Consider the following 12,830-nt stretch of genomic DNA (forward strand, 5'->3'; position numbering starts at 1 on the left):
CAAATGCTATCCCGGATACTTTTCTTGGCCATTGTTTTCTTGCTTCAGGCCTGTGCCGCCCAATCCCAATTGATAAAGGATGAACTGGAGACCGTGACCAAGGAAAACCTTAAATATTATCTTTATTATCCAGAGGAGTATTCTCCATCGGGGGACAAAGAATTTGGGATTCTACTCTTTCTGCATGGCGGAGGCGAGTCTGGTGGGGAATTGGGATGGATAAAGCGAAATGGTCCGCCCAGACTTCTGGCTGAAGGAAAGCAATTTCCATTTTTGATCTTGGCTCCGCAAAACCCCCATGAAAAGAAATGGTGGAATACCCATGCGGTGATGCAATTACTGGACTCGGTGGTCAGCTCCAGTAATGTTGATGCCAAGCGGATTTATTTGACAGGGCTCAGTAGGGGAGGAAGTGCGGCTTGGGAACTGGCCACACAGTATCCAGATAAGTTTGCCGCCATGGCCGTGGTCTGTGGTATGGCGCCTTTGCCCTACGCCCATTGGATTGAAAAGGAAATGCCCATTTGGGTCTTCCATGGGGACAAGGATGATGTCATTGGAGTGGGCGAATCTGACCAAATGGTGGATAAGTTAAAGGAAATGGGATACAATGTCCGCTATACCAGATATAAAGGGGTGGGACATAATGCATGGGACAGGGCCTATACCACCGACTCCCTTTACACTTGGTTTGCTGAACAGAAACGTATAAATTGATGTTGATGAAATACTTGATGCCCTTTTTGGGCCTTGTTGCCCTTTTGGCCTGCCGCGGGAAAAATGTGGAAGGGAGAAACATGGGAAATGAAATTGTGGAAATAAAAAAGGAAACCACCTCGCAGGGCGTGGATACACTTTCCCGAGAACCAAGGTTGAAAACTTTTAAGGGACTGGCCGATACCACTTTTGTCCGTTTGGCCGATTTCAGTGACGGTTTTGCCTACGACCTTCGCTATGCCACGGAAAACAACTTTCTAAAGACCAAGGTCTATGACTGTGCCGAATGCTATACTCGGGTCAAAACGGCAAAGGCGCTCATTGCTGCCAACAAGGATTTTTTGGACAAAGGGGTAAAGATCAAGTTCTATGATTGTTACAGGCCCAATTCCGTGCAGTACAAGATGTGGGAAATTGTGCCCAATCCGCAATACGTGGCCAATCCGGATAAAGGATCCATCCATAACAAAGGAGGTGCGGTGGATATCACGTTGGTGGATATGCAGGGCAACGAACTGGATATGGGGACCGATTTTGATTATTTTGGAAAAAGGGCCTATCACGACAATACCGATTTGCCCGAAGAGATTCTTGCCAATAGAAAATTGTTGAAGGAAACCATGGAATCGCATGGGTTTTGGTCCATCCGGACCGAATGGTGGCACTATAACCTATCTGCCGCCTCCAACGATAAGGTGGCCAATTTTAAATGGGAATGCAATGATTGACCTAAATTCAGACCGATGAAAATATTCAGAAAAGCAACGCTAGTCCTTACAATAATGTCCATTGGAATGTCAGCACAGGATACGATAATGCCCTTGTGGCCCCAAGCAGTCCCTAACCAGATAGCGTCGGGGGAGAAGGAAGTCGTCGACCATAAGGATGATGGGATAACTTGGATTACCAATGTCCAAAACCCCACATTGGAAGTCTATTTGCCTTCTCGAAAGAATGCCACTGGTCAGGCTGTGCTCATCTTTCCAGGGGGCGGGTACCATGGTCTGGCCTACGATTGGGAAGGGACGGATATTGCAAAGGCCCTAACGGTAAAAGGAGTGGCCGGTATTGTAGTGAAATATCGATTGCCGTGGTCAAAATCTATAACTAAAGGTAAAAATGTAGTGCCTCTGCAAGATGCGCAACGGGCCATCAAGCTGGTACGGGCGGGGTCAGCGGAGTGGGGCATCGCACCCGACAAGATTGGGATCATGGGGTTTTCGGCAGGAGGCCATCTGGCATCTACTTTGGGTACCCATTACAACGATGAGGTTTATCAGCGACAGGATGCTGCTGATGATTTGTCCGCAAGACCTGATTTCATGGCTTTGATATACCCGGTGATCACTTTGGGCGAGCCAAGCACACACACAGGTTCCAGGACTTCACTGTTGGGCGAGGATCCCACGCAGGAGGAAGTGGATTACCTGTCCAATGAAAAACACGTGAATGGGGATACTCCTCCCGCGTTTCTCTTACATGCCATGGATGACAAAGCTGTTCCTGTAGAAAATTCCATTCTGTTCTTAGGGGCGTTGAGGGAGCATCAGGTACCTGCTACCATGCATGTATATCCCACTGGGGGACATGGTTTTTCCTTGGCTTTGAATGACGAGCGATTGAAGAATTGGATGGACCTGCTTTTTGATTGGCTTGCCAACCTGGACTAGTCCTTCGTTTTTGCACACTGTAAAACCAATAGGGAGTCATTGAGATCCTTCGTGAAAAAAAGATAGGTGTCTCCGCCATCCTTGATTTTGTGTTTTTTGCGGAGATTGGCCACGGACAATGGAAAATTGCGAGTGGTAATGTTGGCCTTGGCCACGCCAAGTGCTTTCATCGAGCTTTTGGAGTAGGGAAGGACTTTTTCGACCATAAAAGATCTGCCGGGGAAATCGATTAGTTTGGGAGAGCTATATAAATGGGAATGAGGGTGCAGTTTGTGGAGTTGGTAGGCGGCACCAATGGATTTGAATCCCCCTGACTTCAATATGGCCACATTCGGTTCGTACAGATAGGCTGATGGTCCGCCAAAGGTGACGGTACTGTTCTGTTCGTCCTCTAGCATGAATCGGAACTTGTCCTCCTTGCCGTTGATGATGTTCACGGTCTGGATGGCAATGCTGCCCACAACATCTTTTTCAAGCACGAACAAAAGCTCTTTGACCTCGTTGTTGAGGGCAACAACATGCACCTCTTTCACATGGTCCAGTTCACTGATGCCTTGTTTGATGTCGAGCAAAGGGGAGGTCTTCAGCAAGACATTTTGGGTCTTTTGAAAGACGAGGTCAATGTTTTCGGGCAGATTGGGAAGGCAATCGGCAAGCAAAAATACCTTTCCTTTCTTGTCGTTTCGTCTTGAGGGATCGATGTAGACCCAATCAAATTTTTGTGTGGTACCCTTCAGGAAATCCATTCCATCCCCAACAATACAATCGATGTTTTTTCGGCCCAATATGTTGAAATTATGGGCGGCGATTTCACTCAATTCTGGATTGATTTCACAATGCACTACGGAACCTATTCTTTCTGAAAAAAAATAACAGTCCACACCAAACCCGCCCGTTAGGTCGGCGAGTGATTTTCCACTCACGATTTTGGCCTTGTAGCTTGCCGTAGCTTCGGAGCTGGTCTGTTCAATATTGAGTCTGTTGGGGTAGTAGATGTTGAAAGAATGGAACCAAGTGGGCAGCTTGTCCCGGCTCTTTTTTTTGGCCTCGAGCTGCGTTACCAGTTCCTTTTGGGATACTCCTTCAAATTGGGGCTTTTGCAGCAAAACTGACATCGTGTCAGTATTCAAATTTCCAGATATAAATAATTGTGGACCAGTATGTAATATTGATTTATTCAAACTAATACTATAAACCTTTGGTCAATTTTTTCACAAAGGTGTTTTCGGCCAAAAATTCTTTTAAAATCACCTTAATGGCGGTATATCCGGGCACCGCAACGACCATGCCGACAACACCGAATAGCAAACCTGCAATGATGATGATCAAGAAGATTTCCAACGGGTGAGATTTCACACTGGTGGAAAAAATAAAGGGCTGTGAAAAGAAATTGTCAACTAGTTGGCCCACGGCCAGACCGATCAAAACATAGAGCGTTTTGGGCAGTATGACCGCACTGAAATCCTCTCCCAAAAAGCTGGTCATAGTGAGCGTGACCATGATGGCCCCGCCAATGAGCGGACCAACGTAAGGGATGATGTTGAACAAGGCACAAAGGAACGCAATCACGATGGCGTTTTCAACCCCCACGATCAACAATGCAATGGTGTAGATCACAAAAAGGATGAAAAGCTGCAACAGGATCCCGGCAAAGTATCGGGAGAGCAAACCATTGATCTTATCCACGGATTTTACCAAATTATTCTCCTTATCATCGGGCACAAAGGTCAACATTCCGTTTTGGAACAATTTACTGTCCTTTAGAAAGAAGAAGGAAATGAAGAGTACTGAAAATAGGGCGACACTAAAATTGCTAAGGGTATTGATGAAAGAATTGATGAAGTTGGGGATAAATTTCAGGTCGAGGCCCTTGAGTACATTTTCTTCAATTTTGGCGTCCTCGATAAGGTTATCCACATTTCTAGTTGTGGCCCCAAAGTAATCCAGGATTTGGTAGTACAGGCTATTGATATCCGCTTTGAGGGTGTCAATGTCCAACAGGGAGAGATTTTTGCTCTGTTCCGAAATCAGTGGGATGAAAAGGGCCAATATGCCCAAAAAAATGGAGAGCATAAAGACCATGGTCACCACCACGGCAAGCGTGTTGGGGAACTTCAGTCTTCTCCGTAAAAAGAGTACGATAGGCCTACCCAGTAATGCTATGACGGCTGCTATGGCCAAATAGGCCAATACGGACCGGATCTTATAGATGAAAAGGGCCATGAGGACCACGCCGACCATAATGGCCACTGCCCGTAATATTCCGTTGGCTATTGTTTTTGAGTTCATGAAAAATCAACTTTTAAAGGCGTATGCTACAATATTGGCACCCATTTGTAGTGCTCTCTGTCGGACTTCCTCGGGATCGTTGTGCACTGTCGGGTCTTCCCATCCGTCACCAAGATCACATTCAAAAGTATAGAGAAGGATCAGTCTGCCATTGTCAAAAACACCAAATGCCTGGGGCCTTTTTCCATCATGCTCATGGATTTTGGGAAGCCCTCCTGGGAATTTGAATTTTTGGTCAAAAATGGGATGATTGGCGCCCAATTCTTCCAATTGCTTGTCAGGAAAAAGCTTTTGGAGCTCTCTTCTGAGATAAGGCTCCATGCCATAGTTGTCATCGATGTGCAAAAAACCTCCGGACATGAGATAGGTATTCAAGTTCTGGACCTCATCGTCCGTAAAGAAGACATTGCCATGCCCCGTCATGTGCAGAAAAGGATATTTAAATATAGTGACACTACCGGCCTCGACGGTCTCGGGTTGCGGATCTATCTTGGTGCCTAGGTTGGCATTGCAAAACTTTATCAGGTTGGGAAGTGCCGTAGGGTTGGAATACCAGTCACCTCCTCCGCCATACTTCAATACGGCAATCTGCTGGGCATCGGAAGAAGCCATAACAAAAATCAAAGCAATGATCGGTAGGAATGTGCTTTTCATGGTGAAACGTACCTATTGACCCAAAAGTAAGGCATTCGGTCCACAAAAAGGAAAAATACTTTTTTTGTTCAGCTGTTGATCATGGATACCGTGGCACAGGCCACAATAGCGGCAGTCTCGGTGCGGAGGCGGTTGTTGCCCAGGGAGATGGGTACAAACCCCTTTTCCTTGGCCAGGTCCACTTCCCCTTTTGAAAAATCACCTTCTGGCCCTATGAGGATGACAAGGTCCATATCGGCGATGACCCTTCTCTTCAGTTCCATTTTCTCATCATTGTGGCAATGCGCAATGAACTTGAGCCCCAAAAACTCCTTTTCCATGAACTCGGGATAGGATATGGGCGGATTGAATTTGGGCAGAACGGTCTGAAGGGATTGCTTCATGGCGGACTGGATCACACGCTCCATTCGTTCCGGCTTTATGGTTTTGCGTTCGGAGTGTTCGCAGATGATGGGGGTGATCTCATCCACCCCTATCTCGGTCGCTTTTTCCAGAAGCCACTCGTACCGATCGTTCATTTTTGTGGGGGCCACGGCCATGTGCAGCCTATACCTTTTCGGAATGGCCTTGGTCCGCGAGATGATCTGGGCCACGCACTTTTTTGGGTCTGGAAGCAATATCTCGGCTTCGAATAGATATCCTTTGCCGTTGGTGATCTGGAGGAGATCGCCTTCGGTTTTTCGCAACACCCGGACAATGTGTTTGCTCTCCTCGGGGGAAAAGGTGAACTGCTTGACGCTGTTGTCCAAAGAAGGATCGTAAAAAAGTTGCATGGTTTCTCGATTTATAGCGTTGAAAGGCTTAGCTCCCTATGGCATATCGGGCTTTTGCCGCAACACGCTGGTCCGTGAACTGTCCTTTTTCAAATTTAAGGTAACCGACGATACCGATCATAGCGGCATTGTCCGTACAATATTCAAACTTTGGGATATAGGTTTTCCACCCCAAGGTGTCCTCTGCCTCCTTGAGCCTTGCGCGTATGCCTGAATTTGCGGCAACACCACCGCCAATGGCCACTTCCTTGATGCCGGTCTGCTCTACGGCCATGTTCAACTTCTCCATCAGGATTTCCAGGATGGTGTGCTGTACCGAAGCACAGATATCGTTGATGTTTTCGGCAACAAAATTGGGGTTCTTTTGCGTCTCCCTTTGCAGGAAATATAGGATGCTGGTCTTCAAGCCACTGAAACTGAAATTGAGCCCATCCACCTTGGGTTTGGGAAAATCGTAAGCGTAAGGATTTCCTAATTTGGCATACTTGTCCACCAAGGGGCCACCTGGGTAGGGAAGTCCCATCAACTTGGCACTTTTGTCAAAAGCTTCGCCCACGGCATCGTCCAAGGTTTCCCCCAGCACTTCCATAGTAAAGTGACCGGAAACTTTTACGATTTGGGTGTGTCCTCCACTGATCGTCATGCCCAAAAAGGGAAACGAAGGGGAGGTTCCGTTTTCATCGGCAATGAAATGCGCCAGGATATGGGCCTCCATATGGTTCACCTCGATCAGGGGGATGTCCAGTCCCAAGGCCAATGACTTCGCAAAGGAAGTGCCTACCAGCAATGAGCCCATCAATCCCGGACCTCGTGTAAAAGCTATGGCGGATAGCTGTTTTTTATCGATATTTGCCTTGGCCAAGGCTTGGTGTACCACGGGAACGATATTCTGTTGATGTGCCCTCGATGCCAACTCTGGGACAACACCTCCATATTGCTTGTGGATTTCTTGTGTGGCTACCACATTGCTCAGTACTTTTGCATTGCAAAGTACGGCAGCGGAAGTGTCATCGCAGGATGATTCAATGGCAAGGATATATTTTTTTAAGTCTGTCACAGGTTTTGGAACAAAAATTGGTCGTCAAAGGTAAAACATAAAGCCCTATCAAAAAACTTCGCAAAATACTGTTGCGTTCCCTCTTGGCCATCATCGTGTTATTGGTGTTGGCCTCATTGGTACTTTCCATGCCCGTGGTCCAGACCAAATTGGCCAAGTACGCTATGGATTCGGTGAACAAGGAGTTTGGCACGAACATGCAAATTGATAGGGTAAGTCTTTCCCTTTTCACGCTTGATGCGGGAATCAAAGGAATTTATGTGGAGGATTACAAAAAGGACACACTTTTTTACATTCATAAACTGAGTACTTCCATCCTTAATCTCAGGAACATGGCCAATGGCAAGATGGAGTTTGGCGATATAGAGGTGGATGGATTGATCTTTAACCTAAAGACCTACGAGGGTGAAGATGACACCAATCTGGATGTTTTTGTGGCAAAATTGGACGATGGAAAGCCCAGAGATCCCGGAACTCCGCCTTTCTTTATGGCTTCGGACGAAATACAGATCAATAGTGGAAAATTCAGGTTGATCGATGAGAACCTCGAATCCGAAAAAATACTGGATTTCAACGAGATTAAGATTCTGGCCCAGGATTTCCAGATATTGGGACCAGAAGTGACCTTGGACATCCTGGACCTGAACATGCAGGCCAAAAGGGGCATCCTGTTAAAGAAATTGGCGGCCAGATTCAAATATACCAAAGAGGAAATGCGCTTTGACTCCCTCTTGATTGACACCGAGCAATCGGAGCTCAAGGGAAATTTGGTGTTCAAGTACAACAGGGAAGACTTCGCCGAGTTTCTGGATAGGGTCAATGTGGAGGCGGATTTTACAGAATCCACCGTTTCGCTCAACGAGGTGAATGCCTTTTACGATGAATTTGGTCAGGATAAGGAAGTCACTTTTACAGGGAATTTCACTGGGGTGCTCAATAAACTGCAGGTAAAGGACCTATTCCTGTTTACGGACAATACGGGAATCCGAGGGGATTTCGAGTTCGATAACCTTTTCAGCGAACAGGCCCCCTTTGTCTTGCGGGGCGATATCGATAACCTGACCTCGAGCTATTACCAATTGAGGAGCATTTTGCCCAATATCTTGGGCAAGAACATTCCTGAATCGGTTCAGAAATTGGGGCAGTTCACCGTTCGGGGGGATGCGGAGGTGACCGAAACTTCCTTGGATGCCAAGGTCAACCTGAACACCGCCATTGGGAGTAGCTACGTAGATCTTCAAATGACCAATATCCAGACCATTGACGATGCCTCGTACATAGGATTCATATCATTGATAGATTTTGACCTCGGTGATTTTACCAATGATGATCAATTGGGGCTCACTTCCCTTGATATGAACGTTGAAGGAAAAGGATTTGTGGCCGAAAGCCTGAACACGGAAGTTATTGGGGAAATCTACAAGTTGCAATACAACGGTTATGAATACAAAAAAATCAAAGTATCGGGAATTTTGAAGGACCAACTATTTGATGGGTCCCTTTTGTGCAATGATGACAATTTCCGGTTCGATTTTAAAGGCCTTGCGGATTTTGGCGGTAGAGAGAACAAGTTCAACTTTATTGCGGCAGTGGATTATGCCGATTTGAAGAAACTCAACTTTATAGAGGACAGCATCTCCATTTTCAAAGGGTACATCAATATGGACATCGAGGGCAGTAACCTTGATGATATCGTCGGTCAGATGAATTTCACCAACACCACCTATCAGAACAAGAACGACACCTATTTTTTTGAGGACTTTACGGTGAATTCCTCTTTTGACCAAGATACGGTGCGAACGGTAGAGATTAACTCTCCGGACATCATCACTGGGTACATGAGGGGAAAATTCAAGGTAAATGAAATAGGAAGGTTGGTCCAGAATTCCGTGGGGAGCATCTACACGAACTACAAACCCTTTGAAATCTCCAAGGGGCAGTATCTGGACTTCAATTTCAAGGTCTACAATAAGATTGTTGATGTTTTCTTCCCTGATGTGGCCTTCGACCCCAACACCTTTATACGCGGAAACATTGTGGCGGACGAAGGCGACTTCAAGCTTACCTTCAAATCCCCCAGCATAGAGGCATTTGACAATAAGTTCGACAACATCGAGCTGAAGATTGACAACAAAAACCCCCTGTTCAATACCTTCATCTCCGTGGAGGATATGTCAACAGTGTATTACGATATCAAGGATTTCAGTTTGATCAATACGACACTCAAGGATACACTTTTCTTTAGGACGGAATTCAAGGGGGGGAGTGAGTACAACGATAGCTATAACCTCAATTTCTACCACACTTTCAATGAGAACAACAAGTCCGTTATTGGCCTCAAGAAATCCGAGGTCAGTTTTAAGGGCAGTACCTGGGTGCTGAACAAGGATGGGAACAGTAAGAACAAGGTCATTTTTAACAGTGCCCTGGACAGCATCCTGATAGAAGATGTTGTCATGGACAACGATAACAAGGAGCAGATCCGTTTGCGGGGAGAATTTGCAGATTCCACCTATAAGGATTTGGATCTTCAGTTCAAGATCGTTTCCCTGAACAAGATCACTCCCGCCATCGATAGCCTCAAGCTCAATGGATCTGTGGACGGATTCCTCAATATTCTCCAAAAAGACGGGAAATACCTGCCCACATCCAGTCTCAATATCCAGGATTTCAGTGTAAACAACATCCGCTTGGGCGATTTGGAAGTGGGGATCTTTGGCAACAACGATCTTACTGAATTTGGCGTGAGCACATGGTTGAACGACAACGGGAAGGAAAAATTGAGCATCAATGGAAAGGTGACCAACTTCAACAACAAACAGAACCTCGACCTAATGGCCAATTTCACGGACTTTGATATGGAACCCTTTAGCCCCTTGGGCGAAGGTGTGGTATCCAATATCAGGGGCAGGGTCAGCGGCACGGCCAAGATCAGTGGAGGTGTAGAAAACCCATCCATAAATGGGGAGCTCGCCCTCAATGAGGCAGGGACTGGCATTCCTTACCTTAATGTGGACTACAACTTTGCGCCCTATTCACGGGTACGCCTTTTTGACCAGACCTTCTATTTTGAAAATGTAGGGCTTTCCGATGTGGACGAAGGCACCACCGCTACCTTGGATGGGACCATCAGCCATTCGGGTTTCGAAGACTGGTATCTTGGGTTGGATGTGGATACCAAGAACAATCGGTTTCTGATCCTCAATACGGAGTACGATGAGGAGTCGTTGTATTACGGAACAGGGTTCATCAATGGCACGGGCAGCATCTATGGTCCTACAGATGCACTTACCATTTCCGTGGATGCCACCACGGCACGGGGAACCTCGTTAAAAATTCCCTTGAGCGATGTCACCAGCGTGGGCGATTATTCCTTTATCAATTTTATAGAAAAAGGGGAGTCCAAATCCTTTGAAGAGGAAAGGGTCCTAGAGGATTACCAGGGTCTGGAAATGGCCTTTGATTTGGCCGTGACACCCGAGGCGGAGGTGGAAATCGTGGTGGACAGAAGCTCTGGAAGTTCCCTGAAAGGAACAGGGGAAGGGATTCTGTTGATCGAGATCAATACCAATGGGAAGTTCAATATGTACGGGGAATTTGTTGCGGTGACCGGGGAGTACAATTTCAAATATGGCGGGGTCATCGACAAGAAATTCAAGGTGCGTCCCGGAGGTACCATACTTTGGGAACGGGATCCATTGGCGGCCCAGTTGAACCTTGAAGCGGTCTATTCCCTCAACGCGAACCCCGGCCCCCTTTTGGACAATGCAGGCTTCACGGGAAGGATTCCTACCGAAGTGGTCGTCCGATTGGACGGCGAACTGGAAAGTCCCAACATCAATTTCGATATTGATTTTCCAGGCACCAATTCCGTGGTACAGTCCGAGTTGCAATATAGGCTTCAGGATCCCACGGTCAAGGAGCGGAACGCATTTTTCCTGCTCGCCCAAGGAACCTTTGTGAACGCCCAGAGCGGCATCAATCAGCAAGCGGTCACGGGGAACCTTATCCAAACAGCCTCTGGTCTGCTCAACCAGATCTTGGGCAGCAACAACGACAAGTTCAACCTTGGAGTGTCTTACGAACAAGGACTTTTGGATCCCAATGCGGACATCCGTACCGAAAACAGGATTGGGGTCACTGTCTCCACGCAGATTTCGGACCGGATCTTGGTGAACGGTAGGGTCGGGGTTCCAGTAGGAGGGGTTTCGGAAACTGTAGTGGCAGGCGATGTAGAGGTCCAGGTACTGTTGAACGATGAAGGGACCCTCAGTGCCAAGATATTCAACCGGGAAAACCAGATTCAGCAGTTTTTGGCCGAACGTCAGGGTTATACCCAGGGTGTGGGACTTTCCTATCAAGTCGATTTTGATAGCTTTAGGGAATTGATGCAAAAAGTCTTCAAGAAGAAAGAAAAAGAAGAGAGTGGTCCCGTTCAGGAAAAAGTATCTTCAGAAGAGGTCATGGGAAAGGATAGTTTGATACGTTTTAGGCCCAAATCAAGCGATCCTTCAAAACCTAAGGGTTAAGTTTATTTTTTTTTACATTTTTTGATTGTTTTTTTACGAAAACGTTTGAGAAATTCCCTGAAAACAAATAAATTATCAGAGCATTCATAAATTGGATAAAGTTTCCTAGTTTTGACCTCTTAAAATTTTTAATGGCTTCAGAAATTAAGAAAATAGGGGTTTTTACCTCAGGCGGGGACTCGCCGGGAATGAATGCCGCCATTCGTTCCGTAGTCCGTACCTGTGCGTATTTGAAGATTGAGTGTGTAGGTATCTATAGGGGGTACCAAGGAATGATAGAAGGGGATTTCAAGACCCTCGATGCACGAAGTGTGAACAATATCATCAACAAAGGCGGGACCATCCTAAAGTCCGCCCGATGTGAAGAATTCCGGACAAAGCAAGGAAGACAAAAAGCTTACGACCAATTGATCAAGGAAGGGATAGATGCCTTTGTGGTCATTGGTGGAAATGGCAGTTTTCATGGCGCCATGTTGTTCCATGAAGAGTTCAACTTTCCTGTAATGGGAATCCCCGGGACCATAGACAACGATATTTTGGGAACTTCCTATACCCTGGGTTACGATACCGCCATTAACACTGTGGTGGAAGCGGTGGATAAGATCAGGGACACGGCAAGTTCACATAATCGTCTCTTCTTTGTGGAAGTGATGGGAAGGGACGTGGGCCATATCGCCCTCAACGCCGGGGTTGGAGCAGGAGCAGAGGAAATACTGATCCCGGAGCAAAATTTGGGACTTGAGCGTCTTTTGGAATCCCTCAAACGCAGCAAGGCCTCTGGAAAATCTTCCAGCATAGTCATTGTGGCCGAAGGGGACAGGACCGGGAAAAATGTGTTCGAACTCAAGGAATATGTGGAGCAGCATTTGCCCATCTACGATGTGCGGGTATCCGTATTGGGACACATGCAGCGTGGTGGTAACCCCACCTGTTACGACCGTGTCTTGGCCAGTAGAATGGGAGTAAAGGCCGTGGAAAGCCTGTTGGAAGGAAAATCCAACTACATGGTAGGCATCAGGGACACCAAGTTGGTGCTTACCCCGATAGCGGACGCCATCAAGGCACACACGGAAATTGACGAGGAACTCCTGAGGGTTTCCGATATCATGACAACATAAAAGGTAAACATAAATAAAAGTAG

10 protein-coding genes are annotated in these 12,830 nt (G+C 46.7%); 5 read left to right on the plus strand and 5 right to left on the minus strand.

The annotated features are described in order from the left end of the window. Positions 1–3 precede the first annotated feature (3 nt). The 3 genes from D2V93_RS08750 (at position 4) to D2V93_RS08760 (ending at position 2,387) form a co-directional block, all read left to right on the plus strand. Complete coding sequence (locus D2V93_RS08750; protein ID WP_182849973.1) at positions 4–717, plus strand: carboxylesterase family protein; 714 nt, start codon at positions 4–6, stop codon at positions 715–717. 5 nt (positions 718–722) lie between these two features. Continuing rightward, complete coding sequence (locus tag D2V93_RS08755) at positions 723–1,445, plus strand: M15 family metallopeptidase (RefSeq protein ID WP_119619348.1); 723 nt, start codon at positions 723–725, stop codon at positions 1,443–1,445. Between the two features lie 66 nt (positions 1,446–1,511). Continuing rightward, positions 1,512–2,387, plus strand: a complete 876-nt coding sequence (locus D2V93_RS08760; protein ID WP_245978155.1) for an alpha/beta hydrolase — start codon at positions 1,512–1,514, stop codon at positions 2,385–2,387. Here D2V93_RS08760 and D2V93_RS08765 read toward each other — a convergent pair. From D2V93_RS08765 to tsaD, 5 genes are all read right to left on the minus strand, one after another. Further along, a complete protein-coding gene (locus D2V93_RS08765; protein WP_119619200.1) occupies positions 2,384–3,568 on the minus strand; it encodes a class I SAM-dependent methyltransferase in 1,185 nt (394 codons plus the stop codon). The genes D2V93_RS08760 and D2V93_RS08765 overlap by 4 nt on opposite strands. A 7-nt stretch (positions 3,569–3,575) precedes the next feature. Next, complete coding sequence (locus D2V93_RS08770) at positions 3,576–4,676, minus strand: AI-2E family transporter (RefSeq protein WP_119619201.1); 1,101 nt, start codon at positions 4,674–4,676, stop codon at positions 3,576–3,578. 6 nt (positions 4,677–4,682) lie between these two features. Next, on the minus strand, positions 4,683–5,330 hold the full coding sequence (locus D2V93_RS08775) for a DUF4159 domain-containing protein (protein ID WP_119619202.1): 648 nt from the start codon (positions 5,328–5,330) through the stop codon (positions 4,683–4,685). A 68-nt stretch (positions 5,331–5,398) separates the two neighbouring features. Continuing rightward, positions 5,399–6,103, minus strand: coding sequence for a 16S rRNA (uracil(1498)-N(3))-methyltransferase (locus D2V93_RS08780; RefSeq protein WP_119619203.1), 705 nt, complete (start codon positions 6,101–6,103; stop codon positions 5,399–5,401). A gap of 28 nt (positions 6,104–6,131) precedes the next feature. Beyond that, a complete protein-coding gene (tsaD, locus tag D2V93_RS08785; protein WP_119619204.1) occupies positions 6,132–7,160 on the minus strand; it encodes a tRNA (adenosine(37)-N6)-threonylcarbamoyltransferase complex transferase subunit TsaD in 1,029 nt (342 codons plus the stop codon). A 128-nt stretch (positions 7,161–7,288) separates the two neighbouring features. On the opposite strand from tsaD, the gene D2V93_RS08790 reads away from it, so the two are divergent. Both D2V93_RS08790 and pfkA read left to right on the plus strand, forming a co-directional pair. Then, positions 7,289–11,689 carry a translocation/assembly module TamB domain-containing protein gene (locus D2V93_RS08790; protein ID WP_182849982.1) on the plus strand — a complete coding sequence of 1,467 codons (4,401 nt, stop codon included), beginning with the start codon at positions 7,289–7,291 and terminating at the stop codon, positions 11,687–11,689. A 131-nt stretch (positions 11,690–11,820) separates the two neighbouring features. Beyond that, positions 11,821–12,807 (plus strand): 6-phosphofructokinase, encoded by a 987-nt coding sequence (gene pfkA, locus D2V93_RS08795; protein ID WP_072879066.1) that lies wholly within the window; start codon positions 11,821–11,823, stop codon positions 12,805–12,807. Positions 12,808–12,830: the final 23 nt, after the last annotated feature.

Origin of the sequence: Flagellimonas taeanensis, from assembly GCF_003584105.1 — a bacterium.
Taxonomy (GTDB): domain Bacteria; phylum Bacteroidota; class Bacteroidia; order Flavobacteriales; family Flavobacteriaceae; genus Flagellimonas; species Flagellimonas taeanensis.